20 protein-coding genes are annotated in these 21,397 nt (G+C 62.2%); 8 read left to right on the forward strand and 12 right to left on the reverse strand.

The genetic code is table 11. From position 1 onward, the window contains the following. Window positions 1-2 precede the first annotated feature (2 nt). The 4 genes from SFY93_RS27180 to SFY93_RS27195 are packed head-to-tail and all read left to right on the forward strand — an operon-like array spanning window position 3 to window position 4,554. Window positions 3-1,574, forward strand: coding sequence for a sugar ABC transporter ATP-binding protein (locus tag SFY93_RS27180; protein ID WP_414717160.1), 1,572 nt, complete (start codon window positions 3-5; stop codon window positions 1,572-1,574). Next, complete coding sequence (locus SFY93_RS27185; protein ID WP_320445278.1) at window positions 1,571-2,548, forward strand: ABC transporter permease; 978 nt, start codon at window positions 1,571-1,573, stop codon at window positions 2,546-2,548. The genes SFY93_RS27180 and SFY93_RS27185 overlap by 4 nt, the downstream gene beginning before the upstream one ends. Next, a complete protein-coding gene (locus tag SFY93_RS27190) occupies window positions 2,545-3,525 on the forward strand; it encodes an ABC transporter permease (RefSeq protein WP_093756898.1) in 981 nt (326 codons plus the stop codon). Before SFY93_RS27185 ends, SFY93_RS27190 begins: the two co-directional genes overlap by 4 nt. Before the next feature lie 54 nt (window positions 3,526-3,579). After that, complete coding sequence (locus tag SFY93_RS27195) at window positions 3,580-4,554, forward strand: sugar ABC transporter substrate-binding protein (RefSeq protein WP_320445279.1); 975 nt, start codon at window positions 3,580-3,582, stop codon at window positions 4,552-4,554. Between the two features lie 45 nt (window positions 4,555-4,599). Here SFY93_RS27195 and SFY93_RS27200 read toward each other — a convergent pair whose 3' ends face one another. Genes SFY93_RS27200 through SFY93_RS27225 form a run of 6 tightly spaced genes read right to left on the reverse strand, consistent with a single transcriptional unit; the run spans window position 4,600 to window position 9,546 of the window. Continuing rightward, window positions 4,600-5,568 (reverse strand): Bug family tripartite tricarboxylate transporter substrate binding protein, encoded by a 969-nt coding sequence (locus SFY93_RS27200; protein ID WP_158596892.1) that lies wholly within the window; start codon window positions 5,566-5,568, stop codon window positions 4,600-4,602. A 34-nt stretch (window positions 5,569-5,602) separates the two neighbouring features. Then, window positions 5,603-5,953, reverse strand: a complete 351-nt coding sequence (locus tag SFY93_RS27205; protein ID WP_089265520.1) for a cupin domain-containing protein — start codon at window positions 5,951-5,953, stop codon at window positions 5,603-5,605. Window positions 5,954-5,957: 4 nt separating this feature from the next. Continuing rightward, complete coding sequence (locus SFY93_RS27210) at window positions 5,958-6,977, reverse strand: quinone oxidoreductase family protein (protein WP_320445280.1); 1,020 nt, start codon at window positions 6,975-6,977, stop codon at window positions 5,958-5,960. 20 nt (window positions 6,978-6,997) lie between these two features. Further along, the gene (locus SFY93_RS27215; RefSeq protein WP_320447864.1) at window positions 6,998-7,882 is read right to left on the reverse strand and encodes a beta-keto acid cleavage family enzyme; all 885 of its coding nucleotides are present in this window, start codon (window positions 7,880-7,882) and stop codon (window positions 6,998-7,000) included. A gap of 19 nt (window positions 7,883-7,901) precedes the next feature. Next, the gene (locus SFY93_RS27220; RefSeq protein WP_320445281.1) at window positions 7,902-8,648 is read right to left on the reverse strand and encodes an SDR family NAD(P)-dependent oxidoreductase; all 747 of its coding nucleotides are present in this window, start codon (window positions 8,646-8,648) and stop codon (window positions 7,902-7,904) included. Window positions 8,649-8,655: 7 nt separating this feature from the next. Beyond that, complete coding sequence (locus tag SFY93_RS27225; RefSeq protein ID WP_320445282.1) at window positions 8,656-9,546, reverse strand: dioxygenase family protein; 891 nt, start codon at window positions 9,544-9,546, stop codon at window positions 8,656-8,658. A 116-nt stretch (window positions 9,547-9,662) separates the two neighbouring features. On the opposite strand from SFY93_RS27225, the gene SFY93_RS27230 reads away from it, so the two are divergent. Further along, window positions 9,663-10,682, forward strand: a complete 1,020-nt coding sequence (locus SFY93_RS27230; RefSeq protein WP_093756905.1) for a LacI family DNA-binding transcriptional regulator — start codon at window positions 9,663-9,665, stop codon at window positions 10,680-10,682. Between the two features lie 290 nt (window positions 10,683-10,972). Continuing rightward, window positions 10,973-11,146 carry a hypothetical protein gene (locus tag SFY93_RS27235; RefSeq protein WP_158596890.1) on the forward strand — a complete coding sequence of 58 codons (174 nt, stop codon included), beginning with the start codon at window positions 10,973-10,975 and terminating at the stop codon, window positions 11,144-11,146. Window positions 11,147-11,539: 393 nt separating this feature from the next. Here the strand turns inward: SFY93_RS27235 and SFY93_RS27240 are convergent, their stop codons facing one another. From SFY93_RS27240 to SFY93_RS27260, 5 genes are all read right to left on the reverse strand, one after another. Continuing rightward, a complete protein-coding gene (locus SFY93_RS27240) occupies window positions 11,540-12,463 on the reverse strand; it encodes a 3,5-dioxohexanoate:acetyl-CoA acetone transferase (protein WP_320445283.1) in 924 nt (307 codons plus the stop codon). 35 nt (window positions 12,464-12,498) lie between these two features. Beyond that, a complete protein-coding gene (locus tag SFY93_RS27245) occupies window positions 12,499-13,446 on the reverse strand; it encodes a 3-hydroxyacyl-CoA dehydrogenase (protein WP_320445284.1) in 948 nt (315 codons plus the stop codon). A gap of 8 nt (window positions 13,447-13,454) precedes the next feature. After that, window positions 13,455-15,974 carry a branched-chain amino acid ABC transporter ATP-binding protein/permease gene (locus SFY93_RS27250; protein ID WP_320445285.1) on the reverse strand — a complete coding sequence of 840 codons (2,520 nt, stop codon included), beginning with the start codon at window positions 15,972-15,974 and terminating at the stop codon, window positions 13,455-13,457. Between the two features lie 10 nt (window positions 15,975-15,984). Further along, the gene (locus tag SFY93_RS27255) at window positions 15,985-16,863 is read right to left on the reverse strand and encodes a branched-chain amino acid ABC transporter permease (protein WP_068734877.1); all 879 of its coding nucleotides are present in this window, start codon (window positions 16,861-16,863) and stop codon (window positions 15,985-15,987) included. 121 nt (window positions 16,864-16,984) lie between these two features. Continuing rightward, window positions 16,985-18,241 carry an ABC transporter substrate-binding protein gene (locus SFY93_RS27260; protein ID WP_320445286.1) on the reverse strand — a complete coding sequence of 419 codons (1,257 nt, stop codon included), beginning with the start codon at window positions 18,239-18,241 and terminating at the stop codon, window positions 16,985-16,987. A 181-nt stretch (window positions 18,242-18,422) separates the two neighbouring features. Here SFY93_RS27260 and SFY93_RS27265 point away from each other — a divergent pair, with 181 nt between their 5' ends. After that, window positions 18,423-19,121 carry a GntR family transcriptional regulator gene (locus SFY93_RS27265; RefSeq protein WP_175366271.1) on the forward strand — a complete coding sequence of 233 codons (699 nt, stop codon included), beginning with the start codon at window positions 18,423-18,425 and terminating at the stop codon, window positions 19,119-19,121. A 25-nt stretch (window positions 19,122-19,146) separates the two neighbouring features. Further along, window positions 19,147-19,923, forward strand: coding sequence for an SDR family oxidoreductase (locus SFY93_RS27270; RefSeq protein WP_320445287.1), 777 nt, complete (start codon window positions 19,147-19,149; stop codon window positions 19,921-19,923). Window positions 19,924-19,997: 74 nt separating this feature from the next. On the opposite strand, the gene SFY93_RS27275 is transcribed toward SFY93_RS27270, so the two are convergent. Next, window positions 19,998-21,175, reverse strand: a protein-coding gene (locus SFY93_RS27275; protein WP_320445288.1) for an IS3 family transposase whose coding sequence is annotated in 2 segments (ribosomal slippage) — window positions 19,998-20,914 and window positions 20,914-21,175 — 1,179 coding nt in all. Because the reading frame shifts where the segments join, the coding sequence is not laid out codon by codon here. Between the last annotated feature and the right edge of the window lie 222 nt (window positions 21,176-21,397).

The following is a 21,397-nucleotide window of genomic DNA, read 5'->3' on the forward strand; positions in this document are numbered from 1 at the left end:
TGATGCACGGCACTGAAAATCAAAATGAGCAAGGGGACCGCCCGCTGCACGCCCCAAAGGGGTCTGCGCCGCGGGCGACCGGAAGCGAAGCCGATGCGCCGCTCCTGCGTCTGGTCGGTATCGACAAATCCTTTCCCGGCGTGCATGCGCTCAAGAACGTATCGCTCGACGTCTATGCCGGTGAGGTCCATGTCATCCTCGGCCAGAATGGTGCGGGAAAGTCGACGCTGATCAAGACGCTGTATGGCGCCTATGCGGCCGATCGCGGCTATATCGAGATCGAGGGCCGGCGAGTCGCCGTCGCCCGCCCCGCCGATGCCAGCGCGCTTGGTATCGCCGTCATCTTCCAGGAATTCTCGCTGATCCCGTATCTGGACATCGCGCAGAACATCTTTCTCGGTCGCGAAGCCGCATTCAGTCGCTTCGGCCTCGTCGATTCCGCGGCCATGCATGCAGCCGCACGCACCATCCTCGACGATCTCGGCCTCGACTACGACACCCACGCATACGCCGCCGATCTCGGCGTAGCCCAGCAGCAGATGGTGGAGATCGCCAAGGCGCTTTCGCAGAACGCGCGGGTGCTCGTGATGGACGAGCCGACGGCGGCGATCTCCGAGCGTGAATCAGATCGCCTGTTTCAAACCATCGCGCGATTGACGGAAAAGCGCGTCGCCATCGTCTACATCTCCCACCGCATGAAGGAGGTGCAGATGCTCGGCGATCGCATCACCATCCTGCGCGACGGCGCCGTCGTGACCAGCGTGCTGCGCGATCAGAAAAGCCAGGCCGAGATGGTCGGCGCGATGATCGGGCGACCATCGGGATCGCAACTCGCACGGACGCCGCGCCCGCCCGGCGAGCCTGTCCTGCTCGCCAGGGATGTGAACACGGCCAAACTGTCGGACATCTCCATCGAAATTCTCGCCGGCGAGGTGGTGGGGCTTGCCGGCCTCGTTGGGTCCGGCCGGACCGAAGTGGTCCGCGCCTTGTTCGGCGCGGATCCAATCGCCAGCGGCGAGATCGCTCTGTTCGGATCGCGCACGCCGGCCACACTGGACAGACGGGTGCGTGCGGGCATGGCCCTGCTCCCGGAAGATCGCAAACGGGAGGGATTGGCGCTGCCACTCGATGTCCGCGACAATGCGACGGTCGCCTCGTTGTGGCGCAGCTTCGCCTCCGGCTGGTTCTCACCGGCCAAAGCCGAGCGGGACACACGCGGGCTGATCGCACAGCTCGGCATTGCCGCCCATGGCACGCGCCAGAGCGTCCACACCCTCAGCGGCGGCAATCAGCAGAAGGTCGTGCTGGCCAAATGGCTGGCCGCGGGAGCCAAACTGTTTCTGCTGGACGAACCGACGCGCGGTGTCGATGTCGGCGCCAAGGCGGAGATCTATCGCCTGATCGATCAACTGGTCGATGGCGGGGCCGGTGTCGTCGTCATCAGCTCGGAACTGCCGGAGCTCGTTCAGCTCTGCGACCGCGCCTATGTCATGCGCGACCATCGCATCGTCGGGCATCTCGCCGGCGACCAGCTAACCGAGCGGGCCATCCTCGAACTGGCGGTGCATCAATGAGCGTGACGATCCAGCTGCAGCGCAGGTCCGGCATGGGCCAGTTCCTCAGCGCAATCCCCGGCGCCGGCCTCCTGCTGATCCTGATGCTGGTGCTGTTCACGATCATCAATCCGAGATTCGTGTCCCAGACCAACCTCGTCAATGTCGGCTTGCAGACCTCGCTACTGCTGATGCTCGCCCTGCCGATGACGCTCATCATTATGACCGAGGGCCTCGACCTGTCAGCCGGAGCTCTGCTCGGGCTGAGCGGCGTCATCGTCGCCGAGGCGCTTCTTGCCGGATGGGGCGTGCTCGCCGCTTGTACGGCGACGCTGGCGGTGAGCATTGCCTTCGGGGCCCTCAACGGCATCCTGATCGCCTATCTGTCGCTCCCTGCTTTTGTCGTCACCCTCGGCACCATGGGGCTGATGCAGGGGATTGCGCTGGTGCTCACCAATGGAGATCCGGTCGGCGGTTTCACGCCTGCCATCGAAACCTTCTATCGCTCCCAGCTTTGGTTCATTCCGACGCCGATCGCGATCGCGGCTGCCCTTTATGCCGCGCTGTGGCTACTGCTCTATCGCACTCGGCTCGGCAACTACGTGATCGCCATCGGCGGCAACAAGGACGCGCTGCGTCTCGCCGGCATTCGCGCCAATCTCGTCCACCTCGCCGTCTATGTGCTCGGCAGCGCGATCATCGGCCTTTCGGCGGTGTTGCTGATCGGACGCACCAATTCAGCGCATCCGACCGTCGGCATCGGCATGGAGTTCGAGGCGATCGCCGCAGTCGTGCTCGGCGGCACCTCCTTCGAAAAAGGACAGGGCTGGTTGTTCGGTGCCGTGCTCGGCGCGCTTGCCATCACCGTACTGCGCAATGGACTCAACATTCTGTCCATCGACTCATCGCTGCAGGTCGTGTGCATCGGCATCCTGCTCATCCTCGCGTTGCTGATCGACCAGGCGCGCAAGCAATTCGTGAGACGTACGGCATGACGATCCCGGCAACGCTCGATATCCGCCCATCGTCCCTGTCGCCCGACGCTGCGGCCCTGCTCGGCCGGTTCGTGCTGATCGTTCTGATCGCCGGCGCATTGACCGCGGTCGATCCGGGATTCGCGTCGGTGAGCAATCTGCTGAACATGCTGCGGCAGGCGAGCCTGCTGTTTCTCGTCGCGTCCGGCCTCACACTCGTCATCATCGGCGGTGGGCTCGATCTGTCGGTGGGCGCCAATCTGACGCTGTCGGCCTGCCTCGCCGCAGCCGCGATCAAGACCACCGGCAATCCGTGGTACGGCGTTGCGGTCGCCATCGGCGCCGGCACACTGATCGGTTACGCTAACGGGCTGATGATCAACCGCCTGCAGTTGCCGCCTTTCCTTGCGACTTTCGGCATGCTGTGGGTGGCGCAGGGCATCGCCTACTGGTTCATGGCCGGGCAGACGATCTACGGCATGCCGATGTCGTTTCGCTATTTCGGCACCGGCTTCTTCCTCGGCGTTCCGCTGCCGATCTGGATCACGCTTGTGGTCTGTCTCGCCTGCAGCATCCTCCTGCACCGCACGACCTTCGGCCGCGAGGCGTATTTCATGGGCGCCAACCAGACCGCCGCGCTGCTGTCCGGCGTCCCGGTCGAGCGTCGTCGGCTGCTGCTCTATGTGCTCAGCGGCTTGACGGCGGGCATCGCGTCTCTCGTCTATCTCGCACGCCTCAATGCCGCCGAGCCCGGAATCGGCGAGCCGTTGCTGCTTCCTGCTATCGCCGCAGTTCTGGTCGGCGGCACATCCCTGTTCGGTGGCAACGGCAACATCGTCGGCACCGTGCTTGGCGCCATCCTGCTCACCATCATCGTCAACGGCCTCAATCTGCTGAATGTTGCAGCGACCTGGCATCCCTTCGTCAACGGCGCCGTCGTCCTGGTCGCCATCATTGCGGATCTCGTCATCAGCCGACGCCGATCAGGGAGCGGATAGACCCGGCATCACCAGTTCACCACAGTCTCGTCATTCACAACCAGAGGGGCCATCATGCGAACCACCAGATCTATCCGATGCGTTCTTGCCGCCGTCATTTGCGGCACCCTGTTCAATTCGGCGGCGCGCGCCGATGGCGAAGTGATTGCAGCTTTCACGAAGAACCAGGTGGACCCGCATTTCGAGGGTGTGCGCGCCGGCGTCGCGCAGATGGCGGAGAAAATGCGCGCGACTGTCAAATATTACACGCCGACCAAGCCGAACAATATCACCGAAGGCATGTCGCAGCTCGAAGACGTCGGCGTGACCAAGCCCAATCTGATGCTGTTCATGCCAATCGACGCCAAGGCGCAATTGCCGACGATCAAGCGCCTGATCGAATCCGGCCTGCCGATCATCAACTACAATGACCGCGGCGGCGACGCCCCCTATCTCTCCTTTGTCGGCCAGGACGATTACAAGCTCGGCTATGACATTGCCAAGACGCTGTTCGACCACCTCGGCGGCAAGGGCAATGTGGTGATCCTCGAAGGCGTCAAGGGCTCGACCACGGGCGACGAGCGCAAGCGCGGCTTCGACGCTGCGGCCAAGGACTATCCGAATATCAAAGTACTGGCCTCGCAGCCCGCCAACTTCCAGCGCCTGCTCGGCATGCAGACGATGGAGAACCTGATCCAGCAGTTCAGCACCATCGACGGCGTGATCGCCGCTGCCGACGCGTCCGCGCTCGGCGCGATCGAGGCGCTCAATGCAGCCGGCCGCAAGAACGTCGCGGTAGTCTCGATCAATGGCGTGCCGGAGGCTGTCGAAGCCGTGAAGGCCGGCAGCCTGCTGGCAATCGCGGAGTTCGACGGCTTCAAGATCGGCTGCGTCGCCACCGCTGTCGGCCTGAATGCCATTCGCGGCCAGAGTGCGCCGAAGCAGATCACGATCCCCGGTGCGATCATCACCAAGGCCAATTATGCGCCCTGGCTCATCCCCTACAAGGACCGGACTTGCCCGACGCCGGACGCGTATATCGCGAAGTAGCGCTAACGGGCCTGCAGACGCGTCGCGTGCTGCAGGCCTGCCTTCCTACTTGGCCGCCCCGTCCGTCGACATCGCGATGAGCTTGCCATAACGCTCCGCATCGCTGCGCAATTCGGCCTCGAACGCTTCCGGCGTCGAGCTGGCGATGTCGGCGCCCTGCGCGGCGAACTGCTTGATCAGGGCCGGATCGCTGAGCGCCTCGGCGAGATCGCGCGCGATCTGGCTGACGATGGGCTTCGGCACCGCCGCGGCGGCGAGCATGCCGAACCAGCTATCGTAGGTGAATTCGGGGAGCCCTGCCTCGGCGAAGGTTGGTACATCAGGCAGTTGCGCCATGCGGCTCTTGCCGGTGACTGCCAGTGCGCGCAACTTTCCCGACTGGATCAGGTCGCCACCGACGCCGAAGAAAGTGAAGGCAACCGAGGTGTCGCCGCGCATGATGCTGATCTGGGATTCCGGCAGTCCGCGATGCGGAATCAGCACCATCTTGGTCTGCGTGAGATGCCTGAACAGTTCGGCGGCGATACCGGTGGAACTACCGACGCCGGCAGAGCTGTAGCTCAGCGAATCCGGCTTGGCCTTTGCCGCAGCGATCAGTTCGGCCAGCGTCTTGAACGGCGCATCCGGCGGCACGATCAGAATGGACGGCGTCGATCCGACGCGGCTGATCGCAGCGAAATCCTTGATCGGATCGAAGTTGAGGTTCTTGTTGACCACGCCGATCACGCTGTGGCCGTTCGAGGTCAGCATGATCTGCGAGCCATCGGTCGGGCCTTTGGCGACGCTGCTGACACCGGCGATGCCGGGCCTGTTCTCGACGATGACCTGCTGCTTCCACTTCGCAGCAAGCTTCTCGGCCACCGAACGGGCAAGGATGTCGGTGAGGCTGCCACCCGAAAACGGCACGATAATACGCACGAGCTGGTTCGGATAAGTCTGTGCAATGGCTCCGCTGCCCATCAGCGCCGCAGTCGCGGCGAGGCCAGAGCCGATCATAAAGTGTCGGCGATCCATCATTTTCTCCCTTAAAGAACCAAGTGCCGGGCTTTCAGCCTCTGGCGGTGTTGGGCAGCGGCATTGCAAGCAACACCACCGCCGGTCGTTTCGTCTCGTTGCGCAGCGCGCGCGTCTCGTTGGGCGCGATGCGGCAGGAATCCCAGATGCCGAGGGTGGCGATGCCATCCGGCGTCTCGAAGGTTACTTCGCCTTCGAGGACGACATAGAACTTCTCCTCCGGCGAGGCCGAGGGCGTAATGCCGCCGCCCGGCAGGATCTGGCTCATGCCGAGCCACATCACATCGCCCGGCCCGGCGTCGCGGCCCTGCAGGCGGAACATCCGCATGTCATTGTGGCCAGGTGCTTCGTAGCGCGGGGCATCGTTCAGGCGGACAACATGCATGGCTTCACCCGTTAGGCTGAAAAACAAGACGATCGCGCGAGGAGCCGAGCACGGCGACATAGGCCTCTGCAGAGCGCTCCAACGGGTAGATCGCGTCCGGCTTGATCGGAAACGGCTTCAACGCGCCGCTGGCGAAACCCGGCACCAATTCACGCAGGATCTCGCCGGCTTCCGGCGATGACAGCGACAGCGAGTCGACACCGAAGAAGGTGTGCTTGCCGCGATAGAAGGCGAAGATATCGAACGGCACGGTGGCCTTGGTGGAGGCAATAAAGATCTGGCGGCCGAGATGCGCGAGCGATTTCGTGCCCGCGTCGTAATAGGGCTCGCCGACAGTATTGTAGACGATGTCCGCGCCCTTGCCGCCGGTAATTTCGCGCACCGTCGCGGCGACATCATTGCGACTGGAATCGATGACGGTCACCTCGCCATGGGCATGGCCAGCATATAGCTCGTCCTTGCGGACGACGCCGATCACGCGAGCGCCCTGCCATGATGCGATCTGCGTCGCCGCCTGACCGACCTTGCCGTTCAGGCCGAGGATCAACACCGTCTCGCCGGGCTTCGGCATGCCGCTGCGGCGAAAGCCTTCTTGCGCGGTGACAAAGGGCACGCCGATGCCGGCCGCCTCCGCGAGGCTGATATTGATCGGCTTCTCGACCAGCGCAGACGCTTCCACCACCAGATGCGTGGCATGGGTGCCGTCGCGGCCGATCCCGAGTTGGCCGGACGAGCCGAATACTTCCTTGCCGATCAGGTCGGTCGGCCCATCGATCACGACTCCGGCGAAGTCACGGCCGGGCGTGCGGGGGAAGACCGCATGCGGCATCAGACCGAGCGTCGCCTTGGCGTCCGACGGATTGATCGCGGCGGCCCTTATCTCGACCAGCGCATCGCCTGACCTGGCGCAGGCGAGTGTGCGTTGCTCGATGCCGAGCGCCACATTCTCGATGCGATCAGCCTTGGCGGCGACCCGCAGGCATGTTGCGGTGACGCTGGAGGAAGTCTTGGCGGCTGCAGTCATTTCAGTCCTCGAATGCTGTGTTATGCGGCGCCCGGCAAATCGAACAGCGCGCGTGCTTCAGCAGGCGTCGCGATCTGCGCGCCGAGTTCTTCGATGATGCGGCGTGCCTTGTCCACCATCACGGCGTTCGACGGCGCCAGGACGCCGCGGCCGAGCATCACCGCATCTTCCAGACCGGTGCGGGCATGGCCGCCGGCGAGGACCGATTGCGCCACCATGGGAAATGTGGACCGGCCAATGCCAATGGCCGTGAAATGCGCATCTCGCGGCAGCAGACCGCGCGCATACAGCACCGTTTCCGGCGACGGCTGGAAGCCGTATTTCACCCCCATCACGAAGGAGGTGAGCGCCGGGCCGCTGAGCGTACCGTCGGCGAGGAGATCGTGCAGCAGCGCGATATCGCCGGAATCGAACAGTTCGATCTCGGGTTTCACGCCGGCCTCGCGGATGACCTTGGCCATGCGGCGCACATTGCCGGGCGTGTTGATCACCACCTGCCCGCCGGAATTCATGGTGTTGAGATCGAGCGTGCAGATGTCAGGCTTCAGCGCCGTGATATGGGCAACGCGTTCTTCCGGGTTCATCAGCGTAGTACCGGCGGCGGCGACCTTGGGATCGTCCTGCGAAGGCACGAAGCGACCGCCGGGACCGGTGGTGATGTTCAGGATCAGGTTGCGATTGCGCGCGCGAATGCGCGCCACGACGTCCTGATAATATTCGAGCTTCATTGACGGCGCGCCGGTGCCGGGCTCGCGCACATGGATATGCGCGACTGCCGCGCCGGCCTCAGCTGCACCGAGACAGGCGTCGGCGATTTCTTCCGGCGTGATTGGCAGATGCGGGGTCTGGTCCGGCCGCGTCAGATTGCCGGTGACGGCGCAAGTGATGACGATCTTGTCGAGCATCGGGCGCATCAATCTCTCCTTACAACGCTCGGCCGCCGTCAACGACGATCAGCGAGCCGGTGGAATAGGTCAGGTGGGTGGCGCAGGCCGCGATTGCGCGGCCGACATCCTCGGCCGTCGCAACACGCTTGAGCGGAATGGTCCCCGCGACCTTTTCAAGCGCGGCCGCATCGCGGCCCGGCACAAAGTCAGTGGCCACCACGCCCGGCGACACCGCCATCACGCGCACTGCCGGCGCCAACGCCCGCGCGAGCGACTTGGTCATGGTGTCGATGCCCGCCTTGATCGCAGCGTAAGCCAGATTGGAGCCGACGCCATTCAGCCCCGCAATCGAGGAAACGTTGACGATAAGCCCATCGCCGCTCGCCTTGAGCAGCGGTGCGAAAGCGCGGATGGCCGCGAACTGGCCGCGCCAGTTCACCTTGAACATGTCGTCGATGAACTCGTCGGTCAGCGCGTCGAGATCGCCGATCGGGATCGGCTTGGTGTAGCCCGCGGTATTGACGAGAATATCGCAGCGACCGAACGCTCGCTCCACTTCGCCGGCGAGCGCCGTCAGCGTTGCGCTATCTTCGATTACCGCGCGTCTGGCGAGATGGCCCTCGCCCGGAAGGCCGGCCAGCAACGCGTTGGCGGCTGCTTCGCCAGAGCGCCAGGTCACGACGACACGGGCACCTTCGGCTGCCAAAGCTTGCGCGGCTGCGGCGCCGATGCTGCCCGAACCGCCGATCACCACGGCTACCTTGTTAGCGAGAATATCCGACATCGACAGCTCACTTGATGGGAGGATGCGGGAGCACGGCTTCGCCGGGCTCCATGACGAATGTGTAGTTGAGGCTGAACCATTCGCCAGCGACATCTGGCGCTGGCGGCGCGCCTTCGCCCTTGCGGAAATCGCCGATCAGCGCGCGCGTCACGCCGAATACGACGTCGCTCTCCAGATGTTCGTCGTCATCGACAAAGATCTGCGTGATCAGCGTCTTGAAGCCTGGCTTGAAGGCAAGCACATGCAGATGCGCCGGCCGGAACGGATGCCGGCGCTGCGCGGCCAGCATCTCCCCGGTCGGACCATGGGTCGGCACCGGATAGCCAGCAGGCTTGACCGAGCGGAACGCGAAGCGGCCGTTCGCATCGGTCTCAAACACGCCGCGCAAATTCATGTCAGCCTGACCGGCGTCCTGGTTTTCGTACATTCCGGATGGCGAGGCCTGCCAGACATCAACGCTGACACCCGAGAGCGGCGCTCCCAGCGCGTCGGTGATGCGGCAATCGACGAACAGCGGTGCACCGGGCGTCGGCGAACGCAAGATCGAGGCACCATTCTCCACGCGCGGAGCGTTCGCCCGCCAGAACGGCCCGAGCAACGCTGCGGCGGTCTCGCTCGCGCCATCCTGGCCGTTGTTCAACAGGCAGACCAATGTCGAGAGCCCGACTGCATCGCTGAACAACACGCCCTCGTTATGGGCGTCGTTTGTCGCCTGGCCGATGCGGTTCAGGAAATCGATAGCAAACTCGAATTCCGCCTCGGTCAGCCGAACCTCGCGGGCAAATTCGTGCAGATGACGAACGAAAGCGGCCATGACCGTGCGCAACCGCTCGTTCGGCGCACCGCTCATCGCGGCAAGCACAACGTCGGTCACATCCTCCTGACGCGTGATGATCATCGACACTCCCTCACATTGCGAATTTTTGGCTGTCCACGCTGCGCAATCGATTGCACATGTAGTGCAATCGATTGCGCAAGTCAACCGCACCAGCTAGTTTGGAGATCGTGGCAGGGATGACGACAATCAAAGACGTGGCGCGCGAGGTGGGAGTGCACCCCTCCACCGTGTCGCGCGCGCTCGACCCTGCCCGCCGCGGACGGATCGGTGAGCCGGTCGTGCGCCGGATTCTGGAAGCAGCGGAGCGGCTGGGTTACCGCCCGGACACGGTGGCCGCGAGTCTGCGCAGCGGCCGTTCGAACATGGTCGGCATCATCGTCCCGGACATCGCGAACCCCGTCTTCTCGCCGATCATCGGCGGCCTCGAAGACGTGCTATCGGCGCGCGGCTACGCGCTGATTGTCGCCGACCCGCAACCGCAACGGACGGGCACCGACGACATCGTTCAACGGCTCGTGGCGCGCCGCGTGGATGGCCTCGTGCTGGCGAATGTCGCGCTCAAGGATAATTCGATCGAGCGTTGTCTGAGTTGGAAAGTCCCTGTCGTGCTTGTCAATCGCGCGGAGGCTGAGGCGCGTGTGCCTTCGGTGGTCTCGGACGATGTAGCCGGCATGCGGCTCGCGGTTGCGCATCTTCTCGAACTTGGACATCGCCACATCCTCCACCTCGCCGGCCCGCAAATGCTATCGACCGGATCGCTTCGCCGCCGCGGTTTCTTGGAGGCAATGCACGAAGCCGGTTTCGCGCCAGCCGACAATGATATCGAAGAGGCTGAAGCATTCACGCGCGAGGCAGGGCGCGCTGCCGCACTCAGACTGCTCGCACGACAGCCTGAGGCCACCGCCATCGTCGCAGCCAACGATCTCCTCGCGCTCGGCATCTATGAAGCGTTGCGCGAAACGGGCCGGCGATGTCCGGAAGATCTGTCAGTGATCGGTCACAACGACATGCCGCTGGTGGATCTGGTGGATCCGCCGCTGTCCACGATCCGCATCAGCCACCGCGAGATGGGTGAACAGACCGGCCAACTCCTGCTCGACCTGATCGAAGGCGTCCGCGGCGATGCGCCTTATGTCGTCACAGCGCCCCTGCTCGTCGTGCGCCGCTCGACACAGCCACCAAGGATCTCGCGATAAGCCAGCGTTGGATCTGATTAATTGAGCCAGCGTGATTCTGGTTTGCGCCCCTTCGCTTTGAACAAGGGCGGACTCACATACCGGCAAACGCCCCCGACGTTCCTTATCAATTCGGCCAAATCCAGAAGCGACTACGCCCAAAAGATAACAAGCGAGTGATCAGACCGGAGCGAGTTGCATGACAGATCTGACGTCATGTGGGATGCATTGAACATTCATGTGCAGTAATTCGGCGCTATTCCACATTCCATATAATGAAGCTGGGCGGTTCCCACGCTAGGGAACCCAAGATGCATGATGTTTCTCGCCGCGCTCAACTTATTCTGTTGAAAAACGATCTGCACATCATGCGAGGCCGGGCCCAACGCCTGGATCTAAGCGATGTAGCCTTGTTGATCTCGCAAGCTGTTCAGCTGCTCTCCGATCAGCCGGAAGTTTCTAAATCTGACCAGCCGCGCGCCTAACTGCATTGTTTGTCATCGGTGCGCTCAGTCGCCAGGACAAACATACCGACAGCCGCTGCGGTCACCAAAAACGGCATAATGATAAGGGCCATTGACGCCTCCTTGTCGAAGTTGATCTTCGAACATGGCACAGCATCTCTTATGCGGCTCTTCGCTTCCCTAAAGCGGATGGTGAACAGAATCATACGGAGAGATTTGGTTGAGAAATGCCAAATTCATGAACGATAAAGTATGCGATCCCCGCAACGTCCAGCGCGCCAAATGTCCGCCTTGCGCCAGGAGCGGTAACGCATCACGTCGACTTTGTGTCAGAAGCGGGCATTCGCCAGCAGGGTTCCCCCAAAGCAGAGCAGGCGGACATCTCTTGCACTGTCCGCCTCCTCCAGGGATAGCTTAGACCTCCAGCTTGTCTCCACCCTTCAGATCAAGCATCTGGCGCGCTTCATCCGGGGTCGCGATCTCAAGACCCAAGCCTTCGACGATCTTGCGCGCGAGCGTGACCTGCTCGGCATTCGAGGAGGCCATGCGACCTGGCGCCGCCCACAGCGAATCTTCCAGACCGACGCGGATATTGCCACCCATGGCCGCGGCCATCGCCGCGATCGGCAGCTGATTGCGACCGGCGCCGAGCACCGACCAGACATACTTGTCGCCGAACAACCGATCCGCCGTGCGCTTCATGTGCAGCACATCTTCGGGATGTGCACCTGTACCGCCCTGCAAACCGAACACCGTCTGGATGAACAGCGGCGGCTTCACCAGCCCCTGTTCGAGGAAGTAGGCCAGATTATAGAGATGCGCAGTGTCGTAACATTCGAACTCGAAGCGCGTGCCCGTCTCCGCCAGCGTCTTCAGCACATACTCAATGTCCTGGAATGTATTGCGGAACACGATGTCCTTGTTCTGCAGGTGCTTCAATTCCCAATCATGTTCGAACTTCTTGAAGCGGTTCAGCATCCCGAAGAACCCGAAATTCATTGAGCCCATGTTGAGCGACGCCACCTCCGGCTTGTAGACCGCGGCAGGCCGTACGCGTTCATCCACCGTCATGGTGGGCGCACCGCCGGTGGTCAGATTGATCACCGCATTGGTGCGCTGCTTGATGATCTTCAGAAACGGCGCAAAGGCTTCGGGACTTTGATCGGGTTGCCCGGTCTTCGGGTTGCGCGCATGCAGATGCACGATGGCAGCGCCGGCTTCCGCCGCATCCACGGCAGCGTCGGCGATTTCCTGCGGCGTCACCGGCAATGCCTTGGACATCGAGGGCGTATGAATAGCGCCCGTCACGGCGCAGGTGATGATGACTTTGCGGCTCATGTCAGTCTCCGTCTTGCTGTTAAGAGATAGTGTAGTCAGGATTTTCCGCCCTGCGCGGCCTTGTGGGCCGCCAGCGCAGCGAGGCGTTCGTTTCGTTGCTGTGTGAGCGCCGCAATCCGGTCGGGCGACGGCTGATGCGGCCAGGCCGCTATCACCCGGTCGACATTCGGGCTTTGATAAACCTCGGGTCCTGCCGATGCAGCGGCCAGCTCTTTGTAGAAACCGGTGTAGCGCGCGCAGTAATCCGGAATGCCGCCGGGCGCATTGAGCTCGATGGTCTCCAGCGGGCCCAGAAACGACCAGCGCAGACCGAGGCCGTCCTTCACGGTGTGATCGAGATCCTCCGCGGAGACATAGCCTTCGCCGACCAGACGGAACGCTTCCGCCAGCAGCGCGCCCTGCAGCCGATTGAGGATAAAACCGTTGATCTCGCGGTTGACGGTCACGGGGACCTGCCCAATCTCGCGATAGATCTCACGCGCGCGGTCGATAGTCTCCTGCGAGGTCCAGGATGCGCCGCATAGTTCGACCAGCGGCACCAGATGCGGCGGGTTGACGGGATGACCGACGAGGCAGCGCGCGCGCCCCGGAAGCGCTTCCGTGAAGCGAGAGGCGACGATTGCCGAGGTGGATGATGCGAGCAGTGCATCCGGAGGCGCAAAGCGATCCAGCTCGGAAAAGATGGCGATCTTCTGATCGACGTTCTCCGGGCCATTCTCCTGTACGAAGGAAACGTTCTTCACCGCATGGGCCAGACTTTCCGCTATCGAGATGCGCGCGGCGGCGCCGTCGGGGTCATTGGCAAGTCCGTGGCGGGCGAGCGCATGCAGTTCATCGCGAATAAGCCCGGGCGCAGCATCCAGCGTCGGGCGATGCGGATCTGTCAGCCGCACGGTCCATCCAGCGCGCGCGAAAATCGCGGCCCAGGCGCGTCCGATCAAGCCAACGCCGACGATCGCTACATGTCGATTGTTCAGTGTCATTGATGTTCTCACAGCCACAGCACCTTGCGGCGCAGATCGAGATCGTCACGCAGGGCCTTCGACGGCCCCTGATGAATGACCTTGCCCCGTTCCAGCGCCACCGTCGAATCGGACAAAGCCAAAGCCAGATCGAGATTATGGTCGACGATGATGATGGCAATTTCCTTGCGGAGTCGGTCAAAGGTTTCAAACAACTGCTCCACGACCGCGGGCGCCAATCCTTCGAATGGCTCATCCAGCAACAAGACGCGGACGTCGCCCGACAGTGCACGCGCCACGGCCACCATCTGCTGCTCGCCGCCTGACAGATAATCGGCGGGGCTGTCGAGACGCTCACGAATACGCGGGAAATAATCGTAGATGCGCTCGCGGGTCCAATGCACGCCATTGCCAGTCTGTCGCTTGAGACCACCAAGTTCGAGATTCTGCTCGACGGTCATGCCTGCGAACAGGGCGCGCCCCTGCGGTACGTAACCGATGCCGAGCCGCGCAGCTTCCGCAGACGACAAGCCGATCAACTCGCTGCCTGCCAGTTGAATAGAGCCATTCGATGCCGGCGCGATCCCGATCAACGACTTGAGCAGGGTCGATTTACCCGCGCCATTGCGCCCGAGCAGTGCGATGATCTCGTTCTCGTGCAGGGTAAAATTGACGTCGTTGAGAATATGGCTCTTGCCATAGAACGTATCGACATTCTTCACCGTCAACAGCGGCTTCGCCCCCGCCGCGGTCTCGCGGGGGCGCGCAGCCACAGCCGTCGTACCCGACCCGATATAGACTTCCTGCACCTTCGGGCTGGACCGCGCCTCTTCGACGGAGCCATCCAGCAATACGCGCCCCTCATTCATAACGGTGACGTGGTCGGCCAGCTGGAACACCCGATCGATGTCATGCTCGACCAGCAGAACCGGCAAATCGGTCGAGATGCGCTTGATAATCGCGCCGATACGTTCACGTTCGGCAGCAGCAAGTCCGGCCAGCGGTTCATCGAGCAGCAGCACCCGCGGCGCCGTGGCCAGCGCGACGCCCATGTCGAGCAGGCGTTGGCCGCCGTAAGACAGCATGCCTGCCTCTGCCTTCTCGATTCCAGCGAGGCCGAGATAGCGGATCACCGCATCGGTCTCCGCGTTGATTGCGCTAATCGATAGCGCGTTGGTCACGGGATCGAAGCGCCGCGGATGCCGTGCTTGCACCGCGAGGCGGATATTTTCGCCAACACTGAGCGCGGGAAACAGGTTGGTAATCTGGAACGAACGCCCAATGCCGGCCCTTGCAATATCTTCCGGTGTATGGCCGGCGATAGGCATGCCCATCAGCGACACGCTTCCCTGATCCGGCTTGTACATACCCGACAGCAAATTGAACGCCGTGGTCTTGCCGGCACCGTTCGGGCCGATCAGCGCATGCAGCGTGCGATCGGCGATGGCGATATCGACGCCCTGCACGGCCTTGATGCCACCGAAATTTTTCACGATATGGCTGGCAGCGAGTACCGCTCCGTCGACTGACGACTTCGGTCGCAAAAACTCCGGCAGTGGTAGCACTTCGATGCGCCGCGCCGACATTGCCGCGTCTTCTTCCACTTTCCTGCGGAATGGCGCGATCAGCCGCTCGCCCATACCGATTAGGCCGGTAGGCGAGAAGATGATGAAGCCAACGAAAACGAGACCGAACCAGAACAACCAGTTCTCGGAATAGATGCCGAGAAACTCACGAAACAGAATGAAAAACAGCGCACCGAGCGCCGGCCCGAGGAAACTGCGCATGCCGCCGATCACGACCATGGCCAGAAGCTCGCCAGAGAACGCCACCGAAATGGGATCCGCCGACGTCATACGGTTCTTGTAGAGCAGCAGAATGCCGGCCAGCCCGGTGATGGTAGCCGACAGCACGAAGGCGGCGAGCTTGTAGCGATTGGTGGGATAGCCGAGGAAGCGCGCGCGCTGTTCGTTCTCGCGGATCGCCACCAGCACCGAACCGACCGTGGAATTGTGGAAGCGCCACAGCAGGATCAGCACGAGAAACGCGATCAGCGCCACGAACCAATAATAGGTCGCACCCGCATCGAGGTCGAAGCCGAGCAGCATCGGCCGGGTGATGCCGCCAAGGCCGTTCTCGCCACCGGTGACGTCAGTCCAGCGGAACGAGACGCTGTAGAGCATGGCCGCGAGCGCTAGCGTCAGCAGCGAGAAATACACGCCACGGCGGCGCAGGATCAGGTAGCCAAAGGCAGCCGCCGTGATGACCACCACGACAAGCGCAAGCAGCGTCGGCCCGACGAATGAATTCGGCATCCAGTTGCGCTGGATCAGCGCTGCAGCATAGGCCGCAAGGCCGAACCAGGCGCCATGACCGAACGAGACGAGACCGGTGTGCCCCACCAGGATATTCAGGGCCATGCAGGCCAGTGCGAAGACGACGATCTCCGTCGCCGACGTCACGGTCAATCCGAGCGCCAGCAAGATCGGCGGCAGGATGAGCAAGCCGACGCCCGCGATTAGCAATGGAACGGGAAGACGATTCAACATTGGCATCGCCTTACTCGAACCGCATGATGCGTTCGCCGAACAAGCCGCGCGGCCGGAACAGCAGCACCAGAAGCATCAACAAATAGATCGCCGCCGTGGACGCCGCCGAATAGCCGATGCCGACCATGACGCCCTTGACCAATCCGACCAGCAGCGCAGCGATCACCACGCCCCAGAACGAGCCGAGGCCACCGATCACGACCACCACGAAGGCGGGCGTGATGATCTCCTGTCCCATCGCCGGATGGATCGAATAGATCGGCGCCAGCAACACGCCCGCGAGTCCCGCCAGACCAATACCCAGCGCAGCCACCACCGACATGTAAGGTTGTAGCGAGATGCCGAGCGCTCCGACCATGTCCGGATTTTGCACGCCGGCCCGGACTACACGGCCGAATGAGGTCTTCTGCAGCAGCACCCAGAGCCCGACCACACAGGCCACGGCAATGCCGAGCAGCACCACGCGATAGAACGAATAGATGAAGCTTCCGATCGCGACCTGACCTCGCAGCGCTGGCGGGATCGAATAGGACAAAGGCGGCGCGCCGAAGATCATGCGCAAGGCCTGCTCGGCGACCATCGCGAGCCCGAAAGTCAGCAGCAGCGAGAGAATGGGATCTGACCGATAGAAGCGCCGGAACAACGTCCGCTCGATGACAACACCGAGCAGCGCAACGACAACGGGGGCCACGACGAATGCACCACCGAAGCCGAGATAGGGCGAGATGACAAGGGTAAGATAGGCGCCGATCGCATAGAACGCGCCATGCGCGAGATTCACGATGCCGCCGAGCGAAAAGATCAGCGACAGGCCGAGCGCAATCAGAAGATAATAGACACCATCAAGCAGTCCGTTGAGGATCTGCTGGGTGAGCAACATGGCGGACATGATATGGGCTCCGCAGTCGCGCGCTGATGCGCATCTGACAGGGGTCGGAAGGACGAGACCGAAGCAACTTCGCGAGCAGAATGTCGGCGTCTCGCCCGAAGGCGAGACGCCGACATTGTTGCTAACTCGGGAATTTGCAGACGTTCTCTTCCGCGGTGGACGCAATGACTTCGAGCGGTTCATCCGGCCCCGGGACGGCCGGGCTCGATGAGAAGATGTCCCACTGGTTCTTGATCTTGTCCGCAGGCAGCGCCGTCACCGCATACATTTCGTGCATCAGCTGATGATCCGATGCGCGGAAGTAGCCGGGACGTGTCTTCAGCAGATCGAACTTCGCGCCCTTCTCGAAATGCTCGATGATCTTCGGCGAATCGGCCGATTTCAGCTCATTGATGCTCTGCGCCACGATCTTGGTGGCGATGTAGTCGCCCCAGGCCTGGTTCTCCGGCGGCTTGTTGTACTTCTTGGTGAAGGCCGCGACGAAGGCCTTGCTGCCGGGCGTGTCCAGCAAATGATGCCAGACCACAGGCCAGGTGCCGACGAAATTGCCCTTGCCTGCAGCCCAGGCCAGAGCCGTATCGAAGCCGAAACCGCCGACCGGGAAAGTCAGACCGAATTCGGCATATTGCTTGAGGAAGTTGGTGATCTGGTTGCCAGCAAGATTGATCACCACGAGATCAGGCTTGGCCTCGCGGATCTTGAGGAGATAGGCAGAAAAGTCCGTGGCGTCGGTGGGCACCAGGTCGTCGCCCGCGAAATTACCGCCATTGGCCTGCATGAAGCGCTTCGACACGCTTAGAAGGTCATGGCCGAAAGCGTAGTCCGCCGTGAGCGAGTACCACTTCTTGCCCTTCACGAGACCATCGCGCAGGAACGAGCGGCCGACGGTCTTTACATACATCGAGTTCTGCGACTCGACGTGGAACATATAGCGCTGGCAGTCCTTGCCGCGTAGCGCATCGGAATTTCCGCCGGTGTTGATGAACAGCGTCTTGTTGCGCGTGGCGACCTGCGCGATGGTCAGACACGATGCCGAAGAAATTTCGCCGATGATACAGGCGACCTTGTCGCGCTCGATCATGCGCTCCGCCTTGGTCGAGGCCGTCTGAGGATTGATCGAGTCCTCCTTGAGCAGTTCAACCTTGCGCCCCATCAGGCCGCCAGCGGCATTGATCTCCTCAACAGCGAGATCGATGGCCATCACACCATATTCGCCGAGCGGGCCGAGAAAGCCGGTACGCGGCGTGAGATGGCCGATGCGGATGACGTCGGAGGTCTGCGCGCTCAGAACCGATGGCGCAGAGAGACCGGAAGCAAGTGCGAGACCACCCGCGGTCTTCAGCAGACTGCGGCGCGTGAATTGATTGGTGTTCGACATCAGATTCGTCTCCCTGATACGGCCGCGCGGCGCGGCTGTTTCCCCTCCGGCAGGCGCCGCACTCTTCTGTTGAGAGGGCTTTGTCCGCTTGCCGTGATCTGTGATCACAGTTAGAGTTGCAAAAGACAGGGACTTTGTCGAGTCCCTCCCTGTAATTTCGCGACGATACCCGGAGACCGCGTTGAACCTGCCGACTGCGCTGACCCTTGTGGAGCCGCTCGACCGCCAGACGCTTGGCGAGCGCGCTTACGCGCAACTGGCGGATCTGCTCATCTCGGGCAGACTCGCACCGGGAGAAAAGCTGTCATTGCGCACCGCCGCCGAGGTGCTCGGCGTGTCGATTATGCCGGTGCGCGAAGCGGTATCCCGCCTCGTCGCCGACAAGGCATTGGAAGTCGCGGCAAACCGTGCCGTGCGCGTGCCCGTGATGTCGGCCACGCAGTTTCGCGATCTGACGAAGGTGCGTATCGCTATCGAGGGTCATGCCGCAGCAGAGGCAGCGCGACTACGTGGAGACCGCAATCTTGCATCGATCGCGATCGCCGAAGCCGCGATGCGCGCGGAAAGTGAATTGAAGGCACCCGATCTGCCGCGCGCCGTCGAACTCAACAAGACGTTTCACTTTGCCGTCTACGAGGCCGCGCAATCGCCGATCCTGGTCGAGATCATCCGAGCGCTCTGGCTCAAGGCTGGCCCCGTCATCAATCTCGATCTGCGCGGCAATCCCGATCGCCTGGCCAAGGGTGAAGCCATCCGGTTTCATGCGGACGTTCGCAAGGCAATCGAGATCGGTGATGCCGAAGCTGCCAAAGTCGGGATCGCTGCCGATATCACCAGCGCTGCCAATTTCATCCTGTCGCGCGGCGGCCTCTCCGCCTAGTTCTCACAAAGTCCCCGGAGCCACCATGGATCTCAACATCAAGGGTTTGCGCGTCATCGTTACTGCCGGCGCCAACGGAATTGGCCTCGCCATCGCACGCGCCTTTGCCGGCGAAGGCGCACGCGTTCATGTCTGCGATGTGGATCAAGCCGCCCTTGCCGCACTCACAGCGAGTGCCCCCGCAATCACACAGACACAGTGCGACGTTGCTGATCGCGCGTCAGTTCAAAGGCTGTTCGATGAGGCAACAGCCAAACTCGGCGGCCTCGATGTCCTCATCAACAATGCCGGCATTGCAGGCCCGACCGCCAAGGTCGAAGAGATGCACCCCGATGACTGGGATCGTTGCCTGAACATCTGCCTGACCGGGCAATTCAACTGCACGCGCCTCGCCGTGCCGCTGCTACGCCAGAGCAGCAATGGCTCCATCGTCAACCTGTCCTCGGCGGCTGGCCGCGTGGGCTTCGCGATGCGCTCGCCCTATGCCGCAGCGAAATGGGGCGTCATCGGCTTCACGAAATCGCTCTCCATCGAGCTCGGCCCCGACAACATCCGCGTCAACGCGATCCTGCCCGGCCTCGTCGCCGGCGATCGCCAGCGCCGCGTGCTGGAAGCCAAGGCGCAGCAGCGCGGCATCTCCTTTGCGGAGATGGAGAAAACGGCGTTCTCCTATACGTCAATCAAGGACTACGTCACACCGGAACAGATCGCCGACCAGATCCTGTTCCTGGCCAGCCCACGCGGACGTACGATCTCGGGCCAGGCTATTTCGATCTGCGGCGACACCCAAATGCTAGGCTAGCCGTCGATGCCCAAGACTCGATGAAGCCAATCGACGACACTGCAAAACTAAGTTCGCAGTGGTGGCCTGCCCCATTAGGGAGGTCCGCTCCGGCGGTTGTAGTCGCCGAGATTGGCTGAGCGTGGTGGAGCGTAGAGGATGCTGGCCGCACGAGGCAAGATGGCTTGCGGTGTCGGCGGTACATAGCCGAGTGAGCTGTGCGGCCTGATCGTGTTGTAGTGCTGCCGCCAGTTCTCGATCAGGATCTGAGCCTCCTTCAGTGTGTAGAAGATTTCCCCGTTGAGCAGTTCGTCGCGAAGCTTGCCGTTGAAGCTCTCGCAGTATCCATTCTCCCAAGGTGATCCTGGCTCGATGTAGAGCGTCTTGACGCCGATGCGGCCCAGCCATTCGCGAACAGTAATGGCGGTAAATTCGGCGCCATTGTCTGACCGGATATGCGCCGGCGGACCATGCCGAGCGAACAGATCGGTCAACACCGCCAGCACGTCGTCGCTTCGGATCTGACGCTGGACGTGGATCGCCAAGCACTCACGGCTGAACTCATCGATCACCGTCAGCATGCGGAAGGCCTTGCCGTCGTGGGTGCGGTCAGCCACGAAGTCATAGCTCCAGACGTGACCGCGATAGCGTGGACGCAGTCGAACACACGATCCATCGTTCAGCCATAGACGGCCACGTTTCGGCTGTCGGTGCGGCACTTTCAGCCCCTCTCGACGCCAGATGCGCTCCACCCGCTTGGCATTTACCGTCCAGCCTTCCTGACGAAGCAGGGCTGTGATGCGGCGATAGCCATAGCGACCATAGTTCGAAGCCAGCCGGACGATATCCGCCGTCAGGCGCTTCTCATCGGATCGTGGCTGCAAACGCCGGCGCGGGGTCGAGCGGTGCTGGCCAGTCACACGACATGCACGACGCTCGGACACACCGAGCGCCGCACAGACATGGGCTACGCCAGCACGACGTCGGGAAGGGCTCAGTACTTTCCCTCGACGACTTCCTTCAGGATCAGCGCGTCCAGCGTCAGATTGGAGACCGCTTTCCTGAGCCGCGCGTTCTCCTTCTCCAACGCTTTCAGCCGTGCTGCCTGGGTCATCTTCAGACCGCCATACTCACGACGCCAGCGGTAGTAACTCTGCTCCGATATCCCGAGGCTGCGGCAGATCGCACCGGTCTTCTCACCCTGTGAAAGCCGAACCTCAGCTTCGCGCAACATCCCGATGATCTGCTCTGCCGTGTAGTGTTTCCGTGCCATTCCGTGCTCCTTTCAAAGCCCAAAATAGCCGAAACTCTAACTCTCAAACCGGACCACTTCTCAGGGGGGGAGGCCAACCTAGCGGCTGTCCATCTGACTGCGCCTTCTGCCGACATGGGTATTCCCACCCACTGGATGGTCAGTCGATAGAGTCGGATCCTCCGATTAGTCGAGAGGAGGTCCCTATGCCATGGTCAATGCTACGGCTGGAATAACAGCAGG

It is taken from the genome of Tardiphaga sp. 42S5, from assembly GCF_034044155.1.
Classification (GTDB): Bacteria; Pseudomonadota; Alphaproteobacteria; order Rhizobiales; family Xanthobacteraceae; genus Tardiphaga; species Tardiphaga robiniae.